This is a genomic window from Pseudoalteromonas sp. TP27 (assembly GCF_056470645.1).
The window spans coordinates 401,436-422,680 of sequence record NZ_JARDAK010000003.1; the positions used below are offsets into that span (position 1 = coordinate 401,436).

The 21,245-nt window shown below is 36.6% G+C and carries 16 protein-coding genes and 1 other annotated feature; of the genes, 12 read left to right on the forward strand and 4 right to left on the reverse strand.

The features are described 5' to 3' along the window. Nucleotides 1-169: 169 nt before the first annotated feature. The 5 genes from PX700_RS06390 to PX700_RS06410 all read left to right on the forward strand — a co-directional run bounded on the left by PX700_RS06390 (nt 170) and on the right by PX700_RS06410 (nt 5,533). Nucleotides 170-1,936 (forward strand): MotA/TolQ/ExbB proton channel family protein, encoded by a 1,767-nt coding sequence (locus PX700_RS06390; RefSeq protein ID WP_479520234.1) that lies wholly within the window; start codon nt 170-172, stop codon nt 1,934-1,936. Continuing rightward, nucleotides 1,936-2,634: an OmpA family protein gene (locus PX700_RS06395; protein ID WP_479520235.1), complete on the forward strand. Its 699-nt coding sequence runs from the start codon at nt 1,936-1,938 to the stop codon at nt 2,632-2,634. The genes PX700_RS06390 and PX700_RS06395 overlap by 1 nt, the downstream gene beginning before the upstream one ends. Beyond that, the gene (locus PX700_RS06400; RefSeq protein WP_479520236.1) at nt 2,634-3,770 is read left to right on the forward strand and encodes an HNH endonuclease; all 1,137 of its coding nucleotides are present in this window, start codon (nt 2,634-2,636) and stop codon (nt 3,768-3,770) included. The genes PX700_RS06395 and PX700_RS06400 overlap by 1 nt, the downstream gene beginning before the upstream one ends. A gap of 29 nt (nt 3,771-3,799) precedes the next feature. Next, nucleotides 3,800-4,351, forward strand: coding sequence for a hypothetical protein (locus tag PX700_RS06405; RefSeq protein WP_479520237.1), 552 nt, complete (start codon nt 3,800-3,802; stop codon nt 4,349-4,351). Beyond that, nucleotides 4,314-5,533 (forward strand): IS3 family transposase gene (locus tag PX700_RS06410; RefSeq protein WP_089368775.1). Its coding sequence is split into 2 segments (ribosomal slippage): nt 4,314-4,593 and nt 4,593-5,533, totalling 1,221 coding nucleotides; the frame shifts between segments, so codons are not numbered across the junction. The genes PX700_RS06405 and PX700_RS06410 overlap by 38 nt, the downstream gene beginning before the upstream one ends. Then, nucleotides 4,592-4,708: a sequence feature (AL1L pseudoknot), on the forward strand. Its footprint overlaps the gene before it by 117 nt. A 1-nt stretch (nt 5,534) precedes the next feature. Here PX700_RS06410 and PX700_RS06415 read toward each other — a convergent pair. Together PX700_RS06415 and PX700_RS06420 are read right to left on the reverse strand one after the other, a co-directional pair. Next, the gene (locus PX700_RS06415; RefSeq protein WP_479520238.1) at nt 5,535-6,239 is read right to left on the reverse strand and encodes a hypothetical protein; all 705 of its coding nucleotides are present in this window, start codon (nt 6,237-6,239) and stop codon (nt 5,535-5,537) included. 254 nt (nt 6,240-6,493) lie between these two features. Then, entirely contained in the window at nt 6,494-7,135 is a 642-nt protein-coding gene (locus PX700_RS06420; RefSeq protein WP_462674319.1) for a hypothetical protein, read from the reverse strand. 226 nt (nt 7,136-7,361) lie between these two features. Here PX700_RS06420 and PX700_RS06425 point away from each other — a divergent pair, with 226 nt between their 5' ends. From PX700_RS06425 to PX700_RS06440, 4 genes are all read left to right on the forward strand, one after another. Beyond that, a complete protein-coding gene (locus PX700_RS06425) occupies nt 7,362-9,383 on the forward strand; it encodes an AAA family ATPase (RefSeq protein WP_479520239.1) in 2,022 nt (673 codons plus the stop codon). A gap of 57 nt (nt 9,384-9,440) precedes the next feature. Continuing rightward, entirely contained in the window at nt 9,441-10,352 is a 912-nt protein-coding gene (locus PX700_RS06430) for an HNH endonuclease (protein WP_479520240.1), read from the forward strand. A 15-nt stretch (nt 10,353-10,367) separates the two neighbouring features. Continuing rightward, nucleotides 10,368-11,342, forward strand: coding sequence for a helix-turn-helix transcriptional regulator (locus PX700_RS06435; protein ID WP_479520241.1), 975 nt, complete (start codon nt 10,368-10,370; stop codon nt 11,340-11,342). Between the two features lie 78 nt (nt 11,343-11,420). After that, complete coding sequence (locus tag PX700_RS06440) at nt 11,421-12,509, forward strand: cell division protein FtsZ (protein WP_479520242.1); 1,089 nt, start codon at nt 11,421-11,423, stop codon at nt 12,507-12,509. Nucleotides 12,510-12,551: 42 nt separating this feature from the next. On the opposite strand, the gene PX700_RS06445 is transcribed toward PX700_RS06440, so the two are convergent. Then, a complete protein-coding gene (locus PX700_RS06445) occupies nt 12,552-14,003 on the reverse strand; it encodes a tyrosine-type recombinase/integrase (RefSeq protein WP_479520243.1) in 1,452 nt (483 codons plus the stop codon). 235 nt (nt 14,004-14,238) lie between these two features. Further along, on the reverse strand, nt 14,239-15,912 hold the full coding sequence (locus PX700_RS06450) for a tyrosine-type recombinase/integrase (protein ID WP_479520244.1): 1,674 nt from the start codon (nt 15,910-15,912) through the stop codon (nt 14,239-14,241). A 260-nt stretch (nt 15,913-16,172) separates the two neighbouring features. Between PX700_RS06450 and PX700_RS06455 the strand changes: the two genes are divergently transcribed. The 3 genes from PX700_RS06455 (at nt 16,173) to PX700_RS06465 (ending at nt 20,667) form a co-directional block, all read left to right on the forward strand. Further along, on the forward strand, nt 16,173-16,418 hold the full coding sequence (locus tag PX700_RS06455) for a YfhL family 4Fe-4S dicluster ferredoxin (RefSeq protein ID WP_024594128.1): 246 nt from the start codon (nt 16,173-16,175) through the stop codon (nt 16,416-16,418). A gap of 217 nt (nt 16,419-16,635) precedes the next feature. Next, a complete protein-coding gene (locus tag PX700_RS06460; protein ID WP_479520245.1) occupies nt 16,636-17,349 on the forward strand; it encodes a metallophosphoesterase in 714 nt (237 codons plus the stop codon). Between the two features lie 390 nt (nt 17,350-17,739). Continuing rightward, a complete protein-coding gene (locus PX700_RS06465; RefSeq protein ID WP_479520246.1) occupies nt 17,740-20,667 on the forward strand; it encodes a TonB-dependent receptor in 2,928 nt (975 codons plus the stop codon). Nucleotides 20,668-21,245: the final 578 nt, after the last annotated feature.

Below are 21,245 nucleotides of genomic sequence, written 5' to 3' on the forward strand. Positions count from 1 at the left end.
AAAGGGAACTTAAAGATTTTATGGATAAAAGCCAAGCAGTATTACCATATCCCCACTGTTAATTTTATACCTCTTTATGATTCTTTTCCTTGCTATTAATGCGTGTTTTCTGCTTTGAGGTTTCAAAGTAGTTGTTTATTTAATTACGAGAGTACAAAAGATAAATCATATGGATATACTAGAAAGTTTACTACGCGGTTTTGATACAAACGTTGTTAGTGGTGTTGTTTTAATTTTAATGCTTTTTGTTTTTGGTTTAGGTTTGTTTTACACCAAAAAAGCTAAGCAAGTTGAGTTTGTTCAGTTTGTTCCAACACTATTAACTACTATGGGTATATTTGGTACTTTTTTAGGTATAGTTCTTGGTTTATTAGAATTCAACCAAAGTGATATAGAGGCCAGTATTCCGTTATTACTAGCGGGTTTAAAAACGGCATTTATTACAAGTTTAGCGGGTATATTTTTATCTTTAGTGTTTAAAACCCTGTCTACGTTTTCGTTCTTAAAACCTAAGCAACTAGAAGATAGCTTTTCTCATGCAACACCTGAGGCGATATTAGGTGCTATGCAAGCGCAGGTTGCAGAAACAAAAGTTTTAAAAGAGGCGATTGTTGGTAATGAAGAGTCAACACTGTTTGGGCAATTAAAAATATTACGTGGTGATATTAATGATAATGCAAAAACATCGATTAATATTGCCCAAGAACAAGCTGTAAAACAACAAGAAAACTTTGAGGCGTTTAGTGAAAAGCTATGGCTTAAACTACAAGACTTTGCAGATACTTTATCAAAGTCAGCTACAGAGCAAGTTATTGAAGCGCTAAAACAGGTGATTAGTGATTTTAATAATAACTTAACAGAGCAGTTTGGTGATAACTTTAAACAATTAAATGAAGCGGTAGTTAAATTAGTTGAATGGCAAGAAAACTATAAAGTTCAGCTTAAAGAAATGAGTGAACAATACGCTCATGGTGTTGCTTCTATTTCTGCTACTGAGTCATCTGTTGCTCATATTAGTGAGCAAAGCCAAATAATTCCTCAATCTATGGGTGAATTAAAAGGCGTTATGGAGGTTAATCAACATCAATTAGCTGAGCTTGAACGCCATCTAGAGGCCTTTAAAGATATGCGCGACAAAGCTGTTGAAGCCGTCCCGCAAATTCAAAAACAAGTTGAAGCTACAGTAAACGATATATCGGCTGCTGTAACAACAGCGAGTGACCATTATAAAACCCTTCTTACACAATCAGACGATTACATAAAAACTCACGTTCAGACATCTAATGATTTATTAGACAAGTTTGCTCATGAAACAGAGAAAGGCATTAATAGTGTTGGCGATCGTTTGATAGAAAGCTCAGACAAGATTGGTAAAGAAATCCAAACAGCAGGTAATGAGTTTACAGATAATACAGCTAGAACCAACGAAAGCTTAAAGACAACATCCGATCATTTACAGTCGCAAACTGAAGTAATTAAGCAGCACCTACAAGATACGGTGACTGACTTAAATAACAATATGCGTGACATGATTGAAAAATTAGTAGATGACGCTAAAGATATTACTTCAACTATGAAGCAAGCTAATCAAAACCTTGTGACAGATACAGAGCAGGTGCGTGACACTGTAGTTGAGTCTGCAGAAAAACTTCAGCAACGCCTTAATGAAGTGATTGACGATGCAGCTACACAGCAAATTAACCAAGCTAAACGTACCTTTGACGCAATGGAAAATGAGGTTAAAAAGCAGGTTGGTATGACTGGGGAAGCTGTAGACTCGCAACTAAAACTTATTGATACTGCGATGCAGCAAGAAATAAACCGTGTAATGAACGAAATGGGTAAGGCACTTGCGCAGGTAAGCGGTAAATTTGTTGATGATTACATTAAGCTAACTAAAGCTATGAATGAAGTTGTAAGTCAGCGAGTAATGTAATGGAAAAGATATTTGGCTCTCTAAACACCTCTCAAGATAGTGGTGACCATTGGTTAACTGTATCAGATTTGATGGCCGGTCTAATGGTTGTATTCTTGTTTATAGCTATTGTTTTTATGATGATAACTCAAAAAGAAAACGACAAGATTAAAGATGTTGCTGTTGCTTACCAACAAAACCAAGTTGCTATATATGAAGCTCTAGAAAGCGAATTTGAAAAAGACCTTGATAAGTGGGGAGCAACAATAGACAAAGAAACGTTAGCGTTCAATTTTCAATCTCCTGATGTTTTATTTGCTAATAATGAAACTAGATTAAGTGACGCATATAAAGAAATATTAAACGACTTTTTCCCTCGATATATCAACGTGCTTGCTCCGTTTAGGGACTCTTTAGATGAAATTCGTATTGAGGGTCATACTTCGAGTGTTGGTTTAAGAGGCTCTACAGAAGCGCAAGCATATTTTTATAATATGCGACTATCTCAGGGTCGAACACGTTCTGTATTAGAGTATGGCTATGCACTTATGCCTAATGAGTCTGATTGGATTAAAGCTAATATTGCTGCAGTTGGTTTTTCATCTTCACGTTTAATTAAAGAGAATGGAGTGGAAGATGCTGCAAGGTCAAGGCGTGTATCCTTTAGGGCTATTACTAATGCTGATATTCAAATAAAACGGATACTGGAGGCGCAGTAATGAAGCTAACAGTTGATTTTAGTGCGTTACATAGAGCGGTAGCACCTTTAGGGCAAGTTGTTACAGACTTTTCTATTACCAGTGATGCTTCTGAACTCGAAAGCATTGGCAGTCATCTTAATCAAGGGATGATTTTAGGTAAAGATGTACAGTTAGATGAAATTGATGGGTCAAACGGTGTACTAAACTATGATGGCCATCAGGTTATGCTTTATATACCAGATCAAGGAGATGATATTGAAGCAGTGTTGTCTAATGGTAAATTGGGACGACGTATCCATGTGGCAGAGTGCTCTACTCTTGAGTTGATGCGAGAAACAGGCCGGTTTAAACGCTATGATGTAATTAATCGCGTTGATGGCTTTTTTCCTGTATTTGGCTCAAGCTACAGAGGAGGCTCTAATACAGAGGGGGAAGCTGATTTAGGTGTATGTAAAAACTGCTTAAAAATTCTCAATTACAAGGGTTACTCTACGCAAAGTCCTCAAGTTAAAAATCAAGTATTTAATAGTTTTTCGTTTGAACAATTCTTCGAAGTTTATAGCTCCTACTTTAAAAGTTTGCCTGTTAACAGTAAGAAACACACAAGCGGTTATACGCCAGATTGGCCATCAATTTCGGCTAAGTTAAGAAGCGATTTAAATTACACATGTGAGCAATGCGGCGTTGACCTTAAATCTGAAAAAAGGCTCTTACATACTCATCATATCAATGGGAATAAAGCAGATAATGAACGAGATAATTTGAGAGTACTTTGTGCAGATTGCCATAAAAAGCAACCACATCATGACCATATATATGTAAGCAACTCAGATATTCTTAAAATAAACCAGCTAAGACGTGAGCAACATAAGTTTGACGTGTTTAATTACAATAATCTGCGAGAGTGCGCGGATACAGCATTAGATGGCCTTTTACAAAAATGTGAGTCGACTAGGTTACCAGGTGCTGAGCTAGGGGTTGTTATTCAAGATAAAGAAACATTTGTTTCTATCGATCTTTGCTGGCCAAGGCGTAAAGTAGCGGTGCTTATTAATATGAGTAATTCTAATATATTAAGAAGACACGGTTGGACTGTATTTACTGCATTCGACGCCTTAAATAACTTTGAGAATTTTCAGCGTCAAATTAGATAAGAAATTTTAATTTTAAAGGATTAATTTATATGCATTCTAAAGCAAGCTTTGTTTTTTGGCTTACATTAGCACTTTATTTGATAACACTATTTACTGTTACTTATGTAGGGGTTTATCTAACCTATATAGCTCTACCACTTTTGGTCATTTCAGGACTAATCATGAAGTGCACAAAACCAAAGGCTGAGGTACAGAAAGTTTATGATGATAGTAAATCTGCAGCTACTCAGGCGCTACTAGGCACAAGTAATTTTTTAGGTAGTGTTAATGAAGGTCTAAATGAATTTAATAGAAACTTAGAAATTAAAAATAAAGTACACGAGCTAGTCAGAGAGCGAACGAAGGCCTATAAAGCTAAGATACAATCGTTGAAAATAGAAAAAATACCCTTTGAAATGAAGTTAACCCATGCAGAGCTAGGCTCAGAAAAACGCAATCTACAAGATGAAATAGAGCGTATTGATAGAGAAATAGAATTGAACAACAAGCATATTGAATCGCCCCGTGTTTGCCAGAGACTCAATAACTTGAGAAACTGGAACTATGAAAAAATCAAATCGCTATACATCAGAATTTCGTGAACGTGCAATTAGGCTTGTTACCACACAACAGCATGAATACCCTTCTCTTTGGGCTGCGCTAGTATCGATTTCAGATAAACTGGGATGTACCCCAGAAACACTTAGAGCATGGGTCAAGAAATCTCAAGCTCAACCGTCTAAACCCTCTTCTAATACGCAATCAACTGAAGAACGCCTTGCCGTCTTAGAGCGCGAGAATAAAGAGCTCAAGCGAACGAATGATATCCTGAGGCAAGCTGCCGCTTTTTTCGCCCAAGCGGAGCTCGACCGCAAACAGAAGTAATAGTGGATTTTATTGATGCTTGCAGAGAGCATTACGGTGTCGAGTCAATTTGCAAGGAATTGCCGATTGCACCATCAACGTATTATTCTCATAAACAGATACAAAGAGAGCCTGAGCGACTGTCTAACCGCAAAAAGCGTGATGCTGAGCTGATAATACTCATTCGCGAAGTGTGGGAGGATAATATGTCAGTTTATGGTGCAAGAAAAATATGGAAGCAGCTACAGCTTGACGACCATCAAGTCGCCCGCTGTACAGTCGAACGATTGATGCGAGTTATGGGAATTCAAGGTGTTCGTCGGGGTAAAGCACATAAGACAACGATACCTGACGAGCAACAAGATAAGCCACTTGATTTAGTTAATCGTCAATTTACTGCTGAGCAGCCAAATCAACTTTGGGTAGCTGACATCACCTATGTTGCCACATGGAGTGGGTTTGTTTATGTCGCTTTCGTGATAGATGTTTTTTCACGATACATTGTAGGTTGGCGTGTATCAACGACAATGCACACAGAGCTTATTCTTGATGCGTTAGAGCAAGCTATTTGGCATCGTGGCAACCCCGAAGGGTTAATTCACCACAGCGACAGAGGCAGCCAATATTTGTCTATACGATACACTGAGCGACTTGCTGAAGCTGGAATTCAAGCGTCTGTAGGCAGTGTGGGTGACTCTTATGACAATGCATTGGCTGAAACAATAAATGGATTATTTAAAACAGAGATTATTCGCAGAAATGGCCCGTGGAAGAATGTTGATGCTGTTGAATACGCAACGTTAGAGTGGGTTAATTGGTTTAATAATCAACGCCTATTATCTTCAATTGGGTATATTTCACCAGCTCAATATGAAACAGACTACTATGATAATTTAAACGAGTCAGGTAAAGTGGCCTGACTTAAACAAACTGGTCTCCGATGAACTCGGGGCGATTCAGTGATTCCGCAGGGCATTTTCCCGACATAAAACAAGTTTCACCATAAATACTTAAAAGTTGTTTTCTAAACGGGCCTTGACCTACTCGGACATAAACTAGGCGAATCTTATCGTTTGTGTCTCTATCCTCAAGTGTTTCTATCTCTTGCAAAGATATAGTATCAAGAGAAAGGTAGCTATAAAAAATATCGGTTGGGTTTGTATTGTCAACAGTAATTAAGCGTGATTGCACTTTATCTGTATTTACTGCTTGTTTTATGAAACTAATAGCATGACTTGTATTTATATTACCTGTTAACTCTATCTGATGTTTAGACTCGCCATCTAAATCCATTTCTTCATGAACTACTTTTTTAACCTTGTCGTCTCCAGCAATGTAAAGAGCTGCTTTTTTATTTGTTATTTTTAAAGTGAAAACACCTGCGCCTTTATTCTTTTTACAAAGCTTTCCAGCTACAGGGTATTTATGTACACCAAACCTAAATCTCCCATTTACTAAACTCCATAAATCAAAGTCGCCAATTGATGCTTGGATTTGATAAATTACTTTTTTAAATTCGACTTCATTTATTATTATATCGTCGTTAAGACGGCTTCTGATGAGTAAGTATACATAATGCGCCACCTCATCAATGTCAAACCTAGTTCCTGCTTTTATGAGTATCATTTTATTTCCCTAAAAATTATCGGTGTTTGTAAAAATGTAAATTTATTAAATTGCGCGTTTTAGCTAATTATAAGTACCTAAAAAACATCTGGTCCAAATGTTAGTTAAATTTTTTGTATTTATCATGTCGTTAATTTCGACAAGTATTAGATTAGAAACACTACTGAGGTATCTGTTTTATTTACAGAGCTTAGAGTTTTCTTTATTAGTGGGAGTCAAGTTTATGTAGTGCTAAATAAAGTTTGAATGCTTCCCTAAATCCAAATTTTTTCTAAGCATTTAGAGTTCATCATATCGTTAATCTCTATAAATTTTAGATATGCTTTTCCTTTTTTTAATGATTTATCGTTGATACCAAGTTCCGAATTTTGGTAAGTAATGGGCGTGACATTTATATAGTGAAAGCTATCAAGTCTAATTAAAACCTTGTTTAAGCTGTCGTTACTAATTTTTGAGTTGAGCTTTTTTGATATGAGTTCATGAAGCGGAGTCAGTTCAATATCGGCGGTGTGCATATTTGTAAAGTGAACCTCTAAATTATCTTCACCATAATATTGATATACAAGTTCATTTGTACTGCAAATAAAAACAACTCCTTCACCTGCACTGATTTGATCTAAGATATTAAATAATCCTAAAGCTACTTTAATATCAATAGGTTTCAAATTGGGATTTGAAATCACGTTATTGGTAAAAGATTCAAAACTATCGGGAGCCTTGTCAAAAGAAAACCCTTTCTCACCATTGTTATTTTTAGTATATTTTTGCAGTAGTGGTCTATGTATATAGATTTTACTATTTTTTAGATGCTTTTGAGTGAGCTTAGTATTTTGATGCTTATTCTTTAAAACAATAGGGTTATCTACCGAGCCTGGTTTTAAATTAACTTCTTCCATATAAAGTCCATTTCAACGTTATAGTCTGTATATTGCTATAATATTCATTATAAAACAAACACTTATTTTTTTACGTTTGTTTTTCTAAATAAAAAAAGAAAAACCTTTTTTATTTACTTTAAGTTCAATGGCTTATGCCGTTTTGTGTTTGCTTTTCTTACGTGATCTAAAAATATTTCACCCAGCTACTATGTACTCATTGATTAACAATAACTAGGTACATAGCATGAACACAACCCCTCAATTAAAACGTATTGTGGCACACTTTTCCACTGAATTATTAGAAGAGTTCGACGTAGAAGAGCTTTGGCAAGATAAGCTATTTAAAAAGGCTTTATGTAACATTTCGGGCTTTAGCTATACAAATTTACAGGGCTTAGATGCTGATGATTTGATCTTGCGATTAGATCATTTAGCATTAAACACAATGCCTAAAACGTTACAAAAAAATGTGCATATATTTTGTAAAGCGTTTGATCTACCAAAAGCGGTAACTCCATTAGTTATTTTTTCGTGTTGCATGACGCTCAGTAAGCCATTGCGCGAACTTGTCGAATACTTACGTGACGATTACGCGAGCGTTATTTTAGAAAAAATAGCTTATGTGATTGGTATTGATGAAGCACTACTCAACAAGCAAATTGGATTAATTATTGAATCTGGCATGTATTCAATGGATATGGAGATATTTGCTGGGGAAGATGAGTTTTTAATATTACCAAACGCAATTGCTAAAAGTCTTCTCGAGGGTAAGTTAAATAGTGAAAGTGATATTTTATCTAACTTGGTCTCTCCTTGTGAAGCTTCTGAACTTAGCGCTGCTGATTTATCTCACTTAGATTTAAATACTTTACTAAAAGCTACGCAAAATGCGACTGAGACGGGTGATCAAGCATTAAGTATTCTATTTTATGGTGTGCCAGGTTCGGGTAAAACTTCATTGGCGAAATATATAGCGCAAGCGTGTGGTTCGCAGTTGCTTAAGGTGCAAGCTAAAGGTAGTAATTTAATAAGCCCAACAAACGAGCTCGATAGCCGAAGCGCAAGCTCTGAGTTGCGTTTAGAGCACTTTAATGTGGTGAGTAAGTTGGTAGGTAAACGTAAAAAAACAATGCTGTTACTGGATGAGTGTGAAAACATTTTTGAGCGTGATTTATTCTCTAAAAGCTTCTCAAAGGAGTTACTTCATACTTATATTGAAAACCACCCTGTAGTGAGTATTTGGATCACTAACCATCTAGAAGATTTACCACAGAGCGTTATTAGGCGATTTAATATTGTTTACGAAATTCCTGAGCTAAACAAAACAACTAAAGAAAAAATGATTGGCAAATATGTTAAAGGTTTGAGTGTTGGTAACAGTTTTATAAGTAAATTAGCTGCCCAACAAAACTTATTGCCAGCTCATATTGCTAAAGCTGTTCATGTAGCTAGGTTATGCGGATTTAAAGCACAAACCGCGCGTGACTGCATAGAAGAGAATATTCAAGATACTTTAACTGCATGCGGCTTTTCAACACACGAGCTGACGTATCAAGCAGCGCAAAAATTTAATCCTAAAATGGTAAATATAGAGTCTGAGTATGCATCGCTAGAACAGGTAGAAGAGGCTGTAATTGAATATGCGAGTTCACGAACTTTGCTAACGGGCCCGCCTGGTACAGGTAAAACAGCTTTTGTAAATTACTTATGCGAAAAAGCTGATTTTAAACTCATTTCAGTCAAAGCCTCTGACTTATTAAGTAAGTGGGTTGGCGAAAGTGAACAGAATATTGCTCAACTATTTAAACAAGCTACACAAGAAGGAAGTGCAATATTTATTGATGAGGCAGATAGCTTGCTATGCAGCCGCGAACAAGCGGCGGCAAGTTGGGAAGTGCAAACAGTTAATGAATTACTTTGCCATATGGAGCAATTTCAACTCCCACTTTTTGCAGCAACTAACTTTGCTAAAAATTTAGATAAAGCGGTGATGAGGCGATTTGATTTTAATTTAAATTTAACCTATTTGACTCCGGTACAGGCTAAGCAATTATTTAAAGATACATTAGGCCCAGGAGTGTTACAAAAGCACTTAATGCATGAATTGTTCAAGCTTACAAAGCTAACACCAGGTGATTTTGCGATTGTAAAAAGGCAAATGAGGTTTTCAAAAAAACGAATGACTCAAGAGCGAATGTTATCGATTTTACAAGAACAAAACGACCTAAAAGAAGGCGGAAAGCAGAAGATAGGGTTTGTTATTTAAATGTAGAGTTACAAAGTTGTGTAATTCATTGTATTTTATTTTAATTGGAAGAACGTTATGAACGACAAGAAAAACACAAATTTATCAAAATTAAAGAAGACTGAAAGGACTCCAGATTTAACTAAAAGAAAGAAAACTAAAGAGTGGCTCGACAAGCATCCTAAAGTTTATGAGTTGACTAAAGAACTACTTGGGTTTCTTGAGAAGTATAGAGAACCTAGCTTTCCATATGGTTGGTATAACAATCTGGTTTTCAAATACGGTAGAGATTCAGTTGGGCCGAGATTAAGTATCAAATGTAACCAAAGTCACTGTGTTGTAAAAATAACACTGCCAGTAATAAAAAGAATTCCAAGTGAGCTTAATTTTTCTATTAAGTCGAAAAAACCTGCTGAAAGTGAATTAAAATTGAAATTTGAGGTAGAATCTAAAAATAAAGCTAGCTATGAACACTTGCTTAAAGTACTTTCGACAAATTTAATTACGCCCTTATCGGCTGGGAAGCATATCGATGTTGGTGTGATACAAGAAGCTACAATAGATGAAGCGATCGATAAAATAGTTGGATCTAAAAATTTAGATGAAACGGAAAAAGATGCTCTCGTTAAAGTTAGAATCGGGCAAGGTAAATATAGAGCGGCTTTAGATGATATTTGGAAAGGCTGCGCTTTAACAGGCATAAAATGCAGAGATTTACTTCGCGCTTCACATATCAAGGCTTGGCGCGATGCTGAGGCCCATGAAAGGATAGACCCGTTCAATGGTTTGTTACTTGCTGCACATTTAGATGCGTTATTTGATAAAGGCTTGATAAGCTTTGACTCGAATGGTTTTATCTTGATATCAGGCTTGATAAGCGAAACAGATTTAAATAAGTTATCGATTGATAAAAGTATGCAACTTAAAATGCCGCCAGAAACACACGAATACATGAAGTGCCACCGAGAAAAGTATGGTTTTGAATATTGATATAAAAGTTAATCAATGAATTCACGCCGTCACTTTTCAATTTTAGAGCTTGTGCCAATAGCACCAAGCTCTATCTCGACCCACCAGTTGCAGCAAAAGTTGCTTGAACGTGACTTTGATATTTCAACCCGTATGCTCCAACGTGACCTGCAATCACTTTACGAGCAAGGTTGTTTTGGCCTTGAAAAAGACACGCGCAGTAAACCGTATGGTTGGTCTATTAATTCGCAGTGGCGAGGTGGTAATTTAAAAATAATGGGCAGTGAAGTGGCTGAACATTATTTATTGTTGGAGCAGTTATTACCACACTCGACCCCCAGTGATGTTAAGCAGTCAGTGCATATTAAAGCAGAGCAGGCGCTTAAACGTTTTAATGGGCATGTACCTGACTGGCTTGCAACCCTTCCTAAGCCTTCGTTAAAAGTGAATATTGATGCTCAGTTAGTGGCACAAATTGAGCATGCGATTAAGCATAAGCGTGCAGTGAGCGCTGAACTTTATAGGGTACTTTACGATGAAGCACATTGGTTGAAGTTTGCTGAGTTGAGTTTTTACAACTTAGTTGAGCAAGGCGGTGTGTTGATGGCGCAGTTTATGGTGGGGACGCTTCACGATAAATGCTATCAAATGCCGGTTTACCGTATACGCAATATACACACTTTGCAAAAGACACGACGTGAGCCAAGTATTGGGCAGTTAAAGTCGTTACGTAGTGCGATTAACAAAGGCATGTTGCAAGAAGGGATTGAGTTAATTATAAAAGTCCCCAAACACTCTGCTGTTAATCAAGAGTTTATTGAGCTTGGCGAGCTGACTGATAAGCAACATATTGATGAAAAAAGTGTATTAGTTACTTACCAGACTATTGATACCGAGCAATTAACCGATGAATTATTTAAATTTTCTCATTGGCTAGAAGTAATTAAACCTGAAAAGTTGCGGCAAAGAATTGTTAGCAAGCTTAAAGCGGCCGCTAACATTTATAAATAACTCCAACTAGTTTAGGTGCGTCAATTTTTGACGCACCTATTTGTTATGCTCCTTTAAAAGTTAAGGAGTGATTAGATTATGTTTCAATTAATTCAACAAAATGATGGTTTATCGATTGGTGTATTTGGTATTGGTGGGTGTGGCTGTAATACGCTTAACAGTATTTTTGAACAACGTGAGTCTGAGCAGGCGCACTTGTACAGCGTTAATACCGATAAAGTGGTACTTGAGCATACGCAGAGTGATGAAGCGGTACTGATAGGTGCTGAGCTAACTCATGGATATGGTGCGGGTGCCGACCCTAAAGTTGGACTGCAAGCGGCAGAAGAGAGTAAAGAGCAACTTTTAACGCTTATTAATGGCTGCGATATAATTCTGTGTGCAACAGGGCTGGGTGGCGGTACTGGGACTGGCGCCAGCCCTTACATTGCACAACTTGCTAGTGAGCAAGGTAAACCCATTATATTTGTTGCTACATTGCCATTTAGTAGTGAAGGCGAGTTCAGAAGCAATATAGCTCATACCGGCCTAAATGATCTAAAAGAACATGCTAATGCTGTTATTACACTCCCAAATGATCAACTTATTGAAGTGCTAGGTAACGATATAGGATTATTCTATGCGTTTAAACACTCAAACCAAATACTCCACTCACTCATAAAATCACTCATCGATATGCTTTGTTTTCAAGGGCTTATTAATGTTGATTTAAACGATTTTGCTAAAATTATGGATTGCCAGGGTGATGCAGTACTAGGTGTTGGTAAGTGCGATGAAGAAAGCGAGCTAACTACTGCGCTTGATGGAGCACTCAATAACCCGTTAGTTAATCAAGTTGATATGTCATCAAGTACAGGTGTGATAATACAAGTAAATTGTAAGGAAGAAATTTCACTAGGCAGTTACAACCTCATTACCGATACAGTGCGTCAGCAGGTAAGTCCTAATGCGTTGGTTATTTGTGGTGTGTCAAAAATAGAAAGCTTAGCAACCAATTATGAGCTGCTAGTAATTGCTACGGGCGCGAGTTCAAAAATGATACTTGATGACACTAAAAGTGAGTCAAGCTCCAAAGTAGTAGCCACTAAACCAAAAGAATCTGATATTTTTGATATTCCTGCTTTTATACGTAACCAATCTGCACTACCTAGTAAAAGCTCTTTATAGGCTTTGTAAGTAAAGACAAAACTGTATAGCTATATGTAAATGCTACTCTAGTATTTGTAAAGGGCTGCTCTTTTTAAGCTTTTGTGTTTGCTGAACTATATTACCCCAGATAGTGGAATAAGCACTTATTGTGCTTTTGACTTTGGCGATCAATTTATTTGAATTATCTAATTTTAAAAATGATTTTTTAGTCGTTTTGATTTTTAACTTAGCCTGTATTTTTACTTCTTTAAGTACTTCCTTCTCAAATAGGGAAAAGTTTTTATAAAGTGCCTTAATATCAGTGTTATATATTTTATTCGAGTGGTCATAATGTTTACTCATCGGATCGTGATCTGAAACAGAGTGATGAAGCATTTTTTTAGACTCAATTTCAGCAATTGTTGATGACCCAATTTTTTTAGTTAGCACTTCTTTCATATGCGATTTTAAGAAGCTGCGAAGTAAAGTTGGAAATGCTCCGGCTGAGCCTTTTATATTTATGTTATCTCGCGAGGCCACCACCATGTCTTTTGGCGCATGATATTTAAGAGTTCGGTTTAAACTCTCTTTACTAATGGGTTTTGAGTCGTCTTTAACCTTGCAAAATAAGTAAGTGCGGTTTATGTCTGGGTTTAATTTTAACTCTTGTTGTATTGCTTTTTTCATCTCGGGTGTGAGTTGTATTTTAAACTCTTTTTGGTTTTTCATAGCACCGCGAGTGGTATGAGTTGTTTCAGGAAACGTTAAAAATTTAGGATTATTTAAATCATCTATATACGATAGACGAAGGTTGCAAATATTTATGGGTCTTAGCCCAGTAAACATCATCAGTAGTACCGCATTTATTAATGTATTATTTTTAGCTGTTTTTAGGTTTATGTATAGCTGAGAAATTAGAGATATATCAGTATATGCCTTACAAGGAATAGGCTTCGCCGTTCGAGAAGATATATAATTTTTATCTACTTCTAGGAATGGATTAGTGCCATTATTATATTTATTTTTTGCGAACACCCACAGCTTTTTCATTTGCTCGAATAGCTTAGCCACATGCGGACCACTTTTCTCTGTTAGCAGTTGGTCAAGCGTTGCTTCTATTATCTCAGGCGTAATAATTTGAAATAACGTATTTTTACCAAAGGTATTTTGAATTGCATTAAGGTAAGAGGTGTATGTTGTTACTGTGGTTTCAGCTAACTTGCTAGGGCTATGTTTATTTATTGCCTGTAAGTTTTCTATTTGTTTACTCACTACAAATTCGATTGTGTAATTAGAGGTGTTCTTTTTGTATATTTCGGTCGCTTTTAATTTCGCTGCTGAAAAACTCATATTATTAGAATCACCAATCTTGATATTTTTTATACCATGTTCTTTTTTAAAATGAGTAAAAAATTTAATAATGCCATCATGCTGGAATACAATTCTTATTTGATCTTTAAGCTGATATTTTGAAAGCCTTCTACCTTTGTCCTGCGCTAATATAATAGTCGCAAGACTGGCTAGCTCTTCCATTGACTCGTCACTGTACGGTGGCTTAAATGCATTAAATTCAGCCATGCAAAGGTCACGACTTTTAATCGTGACCTCACATGGTTTTATTGAATTTAATACTGATGTTGCCATTAATATATAAGCCTTAAAAAAGTTAAAATCATCAAATAACTGATGAGGTATCGCTCTAATAAGGCAATGATATGAAATTAATTTTTTTTACAAAAACTTTGGTAAGTCGAAATTAAACTTTTATTTAATTATTTTTTTCTTTGGCTTCTTGGTCACTTAAATACCTCTCAACGACAGCTCTTCCCTCTGCTGTTAAGATCAAATCTTTTGCTACTCTACCCGTATCACCAAGTGGCTGATTAATGAAGTTTACATAACTGCCTTTGTGAACTAAATGAGCTTTAATTCTATCTCTCAATGCTTTTTTTTCGTTATTTTCTTTTAGGTTTTTAGCTTGTTTACTTTGCATACCTGTAAGTTTGAGTTGTTGGCTTTCGAGTTCCTTGGCTCTTTTTAAAATACTTGCTTCATGAATTTTGAATACATTAAATTTTAGCTTTGTTGAAGTGCCAAATAGCTCTTCAGATTTATCATAGTTTAAGCCGTTTGGATCGTCCTCTTTTCTTAGGTGATGAAGCGCGAGTCTTGTGAGTTCCTCTGCGTGTTTAAAATGATAGCCGTTGGCAACCATAATCGCTTTTGCATTGGATTTAAAAAAGCTTCGGCACATTGTGCAAAATGCACCCGCAGATCCTTTCATTACAATGTTTCTTTGGTCTCCTTTTACTGCATCAACAGGTGAGTAATCTTTAATGATCTTATCCAGCGACCTTTTAGCAAATGGTTTGTTAAGATCGCGAGGCTGAAGAAATATATGATCAGGGTTACAGTTGGGTAATGCATTTTCCATCCAGGCTCTCTGCTCTAAAATAATGGCGCGCATGGCCTTGGTTAATGGCAGCTTATATTCTTTTTGGTTTTTCATTTCTCCACGAACCCCAACAACAGATGCCGGAAAGGTAATTAAGGTTGGAAAGTCGATACTATTGAGCCACTCCCACTTCATTTGTGGAATATTAATAGGGCGTATACCTGTCAAAATCATGAATCGAGCTGCATTTTTTTGATGTACATTTGGTGTAGACGCGAGGTTTATCCACAATTCAGCTATTGAATCTAAGTCAGTATAAACTTGGCAAGGACGAGGGCTTTCTACACGGTCAGATACGTAAAAGTCATCGATATCAGCTGCTGGGTTTTTACCTGAGTTAAATTTGTTCTTAGCAAATCGCCATACTCTTCTAATCTGTGCAAAAAGCTCGATTGCCTGGTTATTGGACTCTGTCTGTATAATTAAATCTACAATCTTTTCTAACTCTCCAGCTGAAAGAGACTGGAACGCACGCTTAAGTGGGAAATGATGCCTGAGCTTTTTTATTCTGCATTGATATGTTCTGAGCGATGAAGCTGCAAATTTGGTAGGTGCAGTGTTATGGCGCTCTATTAAGCTTTGTTCATAAGCATCAAACACAGTTTTAATATTATGATTATTTAAAATACCATATTTCATTTGCTCAGTAAGCCTACGTGCTTTTGCTATTGTTAATTCAGGTGCTTCTCCTAATTTAGTATTCGCTATACCAGATGATTTAGGGAATGCTGAGTAAAAAGAGACTGTTCCAGATTGGGTAAATATAAGACGAAGATTGTGTTGTGCCTCATATTTCGATAATCGCTTCGTATCTTGCTTCTTAACCTCTTGTTTTGATTTTTCTTTTCCCTCGAAAAAGATGATTTGAGAGGCCAAAATAACACAGCGATTTATGTGCTGCATAGAAAATGGCGATTTAAGTTGCTTCCATTCTAGTTTCGCTTTCGTGTATTGAGCTTTGGTAAGCGTTGACAGTGATTTTTTCACTTTGATTAAACCTATATAAATAAAGGCCTTGCGGCGATTTTTATTGATTAAGATCAACAAAGCAACAGAGAAAGATAGGCATAATTCGCGGCTGTAATTTACACCCAAAAATAAAAATTTGTGTTACTAATTTGTGTTACGATTTAATGAAAAATAGCGGTTTTTTATTAAACTAGAACTGCACAAAAGTTAGCCTTTACACACCTTTGTTTTTACTTATCTTTTTGTTTTATAATGATATTAATTTAAAAGGCTTAAAAATGGCTCTACTCATAAATAATAAATGCATTAACTGCGATATGTGCGATCCTGAATGCCCTAATGAGGCTATTTATATGGGAGCTAAAATATATCAAATTGATGCTAGTAAATGTACTGAATGTGTAGGGCATTACGATAAACCTACTTGCGTAAGTGTTTGCCCTATTGACTGTATAAAGCCTGATCCAAATAAGCGTGAAAGCTTAGATGAACTGGCTGATAAATATGTGCTGTTAACTAGCTAATAGCTTGCCTAGGTATTAGCAGTTAACTTCTTACTATAAGCTAAAAATATTACTCAACAAAGCTCAATTAGCTTGTAGCTAAAGTTGGCTGTTATGTATTTCAATTTCAACCAAACCTTATTACCTTCATTAATTATCAATAATATTGTGTTACCTTAAGACTTTATAAACTCAAGTATTAATCTAAGTTTTAGATTGCATTCTATAGGAGTCTATTTTGCATATAGGTGTTAACGCTATTCAGGCTGTATCTTCAAAACAAGCCGTGTTCATAAATGATAAGTGCCGAGTATTTGTAATTGGCGATCTTGATGGTGATTTACCAGCGTTAAAAAGCGCACTTAATAACGTAAATTTTAACCCGCAATGCGACACTTTATTTTGTTTAGGTGATTTTATTGATCGTGGGGATAAAACATATGATTTATTTACGTACTTACACGAAATTAAGGCATGTTTGATATTAGGTAATCATGAGCATTTAATGTTGGAGTCATTATTAAGTAATGATAAAGCGGCTTTTAAATTATGGACGGACAATGGTGGCAATTGGCATAAGTCGGTATCGAGTGAAAAGCTCGATGTTATGTGTGATGAGCTACTAACAAAGCCGCTTTCGATAGTACTTGAATATCGTGGTTATAAAATTGGGTTGTCTCATACATTTGCACAATCGTGGGATTGGGAAAATTACCCTGATGATAAATCAGTGATTGTGCAATCTTTATTGTGGGATCGCGAAGTAGTTAAACAAAATAAGGTAGTTAAAAGTCATGGAGTCGACTTTTCAATACATGGACATAACTCAACTAAAGCACCTTTCTGGGTTGGCAATAGTTACCATATAGATACAAATTATTTAGGTGGAAAGCCGACACTCCTAGATCTTTCAGAGGTTATTGCTTCGCTTAATAAACCCGGCGCTATTTAGCATTGTTACTTTTCAAATATCATTCAGTAGTTTTGCTTTTTAAAGTATAAACTGCTGACTGCCACATCTAATTATCCTCCTTCGTTTTTTATATACACTTTATGATGATCTGTGCACTGTAATTATTTTATCAAGCTATTAAACACAGCAAAGCCTCTCTTAGTTTGTTAATTGAGCTTTTTTTGTGTGGGTTGGGGTTTAACTTTCATTTAATAGGTATAAATACAGTTAAAAGAGGATTGATCCGATTTTATGTTGTTGGTTAACAAACGGTTAAGTTTGGCCGTGTAAACTTGGCTGCAATTTTTGCCATTACGTAAATAATTTGCGTAAAAGGACTAACTTCTCGCTTTAGCTTTACGAGCAGATTTAAATGGAACAGCCTCTCACATGATAGCAACAAGTATAAACTCTTTTCCTTTTTCAAAATTGTGTAAGTCGTCACTTTATATATCAATTTTTTCTGCTTTGGGTTCTACGTGTGCTTTTGCAGCGCAAGAAAACGAAAACTCGCAGCACACAAAAGATATAGAAGTAATAGAAGTACGTGGTATCCGTTCAAGCATGGCCGAAAACTTAGATGTAAAACGTATGTCAGGCTCTGTGGTTGATGCAATTACCGCTGAAGATATTGGAAAATTCCCTGATAAAAATGTAGCAGACTCTCTTCAGCGTGTACCCGGTGTGGTAATTGAGCGTGATGGTGGGGAAGGTTCATCAGTCAGTATTCGTGGTTTATCCTCAGAACTTACTTTTACACAGCTTAATGGTAATTTTATTGCGTCTTCCCCGGGTGAGCCTTCGCGTTCATTTGACTATGCTTTGTTACCGTCTTCGATGATTGAAAGTGTAGAGGTTTATAAATCGCCAGAGGCACGCTTAGATGAAGGTGGGGTTGGTGGTACTGTATTAATGCATAGCCGAAAGCCTTTGAGTATGGATGCAAACTCAGGTGTATTTAATGTAGAGAGTACTTACGCTGATGTTACAAAAGAATACGAACCACAGTTTACGGGTTTATATTCATGGAAAAACGATGACGAAAACTTTGGTGTATTAGTTGGCTATACCTATCAGGAACGCACAAACAGAACACTTTCGGGCGGAACTGATGCAAATGTATGGCGCTATACGGGCGGTGGACAACCTTCAGATATAAATGGTAACGCAGTTGATAACAATAACGGCTGGGATGCTATTAATGATGCAAACGGTAATAGTTACAATGGCGTTTGGTTTCCACAAGTTGTGCGAGGTTCAGTTCTTAACGAAAAACGTGAGCGTGAAGGAATTCAATTTAGTACGCAATGGCGACCAACAAATCGTTTAGAGCTTGGATTTAATTACTTTGGCTTTACACTCGGGCAAGACAGAACAGAATCTGTGATTGATATACCTGAGTGGTCTTTAAATTCTGATTTTTTAACTGATGTAAATCTTGATGAGTCGGGCACCATTGTCACAGGTATGCAATACGATGCGATGGCAAGCGGTATTGAAAGTGATATGCAGTTTCCGTGGATGCGCGGCAGTTATGTACGTGAAGAATCTACTTCAGATACTTTTGATTTTAATTTAACTTATGAAGGCGATAATTTTAAAGCGCGTTTTGTTGTGGGTAATACCAAATCTGAAGGTGGACCTGAGGAAAGCTGGGAGGCTGCATATAAAAGTTCAAACGCCGGCGAAAACGCCACTGCTATACAAAATGCAGCTCAAACGGCAGGCTGGTCACTCAACCAAAATAATGTATCACTTAATATCGACCCTAATACATTAACTAACTTACAAAATGGAATAGGAGGCGGTCGTGATGCGGGCTCTTCAAATTCAAGTTTTGTACGCAGTGAGTTAGAAGAGGATTATTACCAAGCTGATGTGGATTTTTATGTTGATTGGGGATTTTTAAAAACAATTAGAACCGGTGTCAAATACCGTAACTCCACCCTTCATCGTGAAACTGGCAATACCTTCTTTTTAGATCCTAATTTTGATATTGCTGCAGGCGAAGCAAGCGAGCAAGGCATTACACAGTTTGATAGCTACCAGTGGAATGGTGGAATGCCATTAGCTCAAAATGTATTTACGAGTGAGAGTAATATTGCTGGTGGTTTTAATATAAACCAAATGCCAAGTATCGATTGGGATAAATACCGCGATATGGTCACTGCTAATTATGTTCCTTATACACGTATTGAAGATAACTTTGTTTACGACATTGAAGAAAAAATATCTGCTTTTTATATTCAAGGCGATTTTGAGTTTAGTGAAGTAAGAGGTAATTTGGGCGTGCGTGTTGTGCAAACAAAAACACTTACTTCATCTACCGACTTATATACCTACCAATTAGATCACACAAATGATGCAACAGGTGAGCCAGAAACAGGTGACGCACGCTTTGTAGAAGACTATCAGTTAGTCACTCAGCAAAACAAAGACACTCAAATACTACCCAGCTTTAATATAGCGTGGGATGCAACCGACGATTTAGTTATACGTGGGGCAATAGCAAAAGTAATGTCTCGTCCTGACTACAGCGATTTAGGTGCGCAGCAGCGTATTACATTTGTATCGGATGAATGGGCCGATGATAGAGCTGCATTTAATGAATTGCCTGGTTTTAGCGGTAGTGGCGGAAATAAAAACTTGAAACCATTTGAATCAGTTCAAGCAGATTTATCTATTGAGTATTATTACAGCGAGGGTTCTGCTATTGGATTGGCGCTTTTTCATAAAAAAGTAGATAACTTTGTTGTGCCACTGGTAATAGATGTAGAGCAAAGTTTTGCCGGTAAAAATAACATAGTGGATGCCGGTATTATTAATATAGCTCCGTATAGCACTGTAGGTAATGGTACCGATGCGGTATCTAAAGGCGCGGAAGTATTTATCCAGCATGCCTTTGATAATGGTTTTGGCTTTTACGCAAACTACACCTATAACAAAACTAACAAAGCAGATGTAACTGTAAATGGTGAAGAATTTGGTCAGTCGGCATTAATAGGTAGTGCAAAGTATCAGTACAACACTTCTGTTTATTATGAAGGTGACGCTTTTAATGTGCGCGCTTCATATAACAAACGAGGGGAGACAGTATTAGGCCTTAATAGTGGTTTAAATGTATATCAAGATCCCTATGAGCAAGTTGACGTTAATGCATCGGTTAATTTGTATGAAGGGCTAAGTTTAACAGCTGCTGTTATTAATTTAACTAAGTCGGAATCGGTAACGCGTTTAGGTGATGATACCGATGCACGATTACTTAACTCGAGCTATTCGGGTCGGCGCTATTACGCAGGCGTTAATTACAGCTTTTAATTAACGGCATACGCAATATTTTATCAAAAGCCAACTGACTAACTTTAGTTGGCTTAACCTAACAGAGCCAAATAATATAATTTTATGTATACACATAGTTTTGTCGCTCATACATTGGTTGTTTAATAGGCATAAAAAGCCTCGTAGCCCTTTATTTGTATAGCTTTCATACTAAATTCATTTAATTATCAAAAAGCTGAAATAAAACATTGACCCCCGCTCGAATCTCCCTATAATGCGACCCCACTGAGACGGGAAACGCCAACGCATAGCGAGGCACGCACTACCTCAGAGAGTTAAATAAAACTTCGGTTTTAAATCTTCTAAAAAGAAAGTTTAAAACAAAGTGTTGACTCGAAAAATAAAGGGTGTATTATTCGCATCCCTTGAGACGCTAAAGCGACTCAGAACGTTCTTTAACAATATAAAGCAATCATCTGTGTGGGCACTCGTACAGATTGAGTTCTAACAGCCAACCTACTTCGTTCTTTATTGAGCAAGTAACGAGGCAAAAAAATTAGAGTCTCAATTGAAAACTGAGTGACCAACAGAAGTAACTTATTTATAAGTTGCTTCGG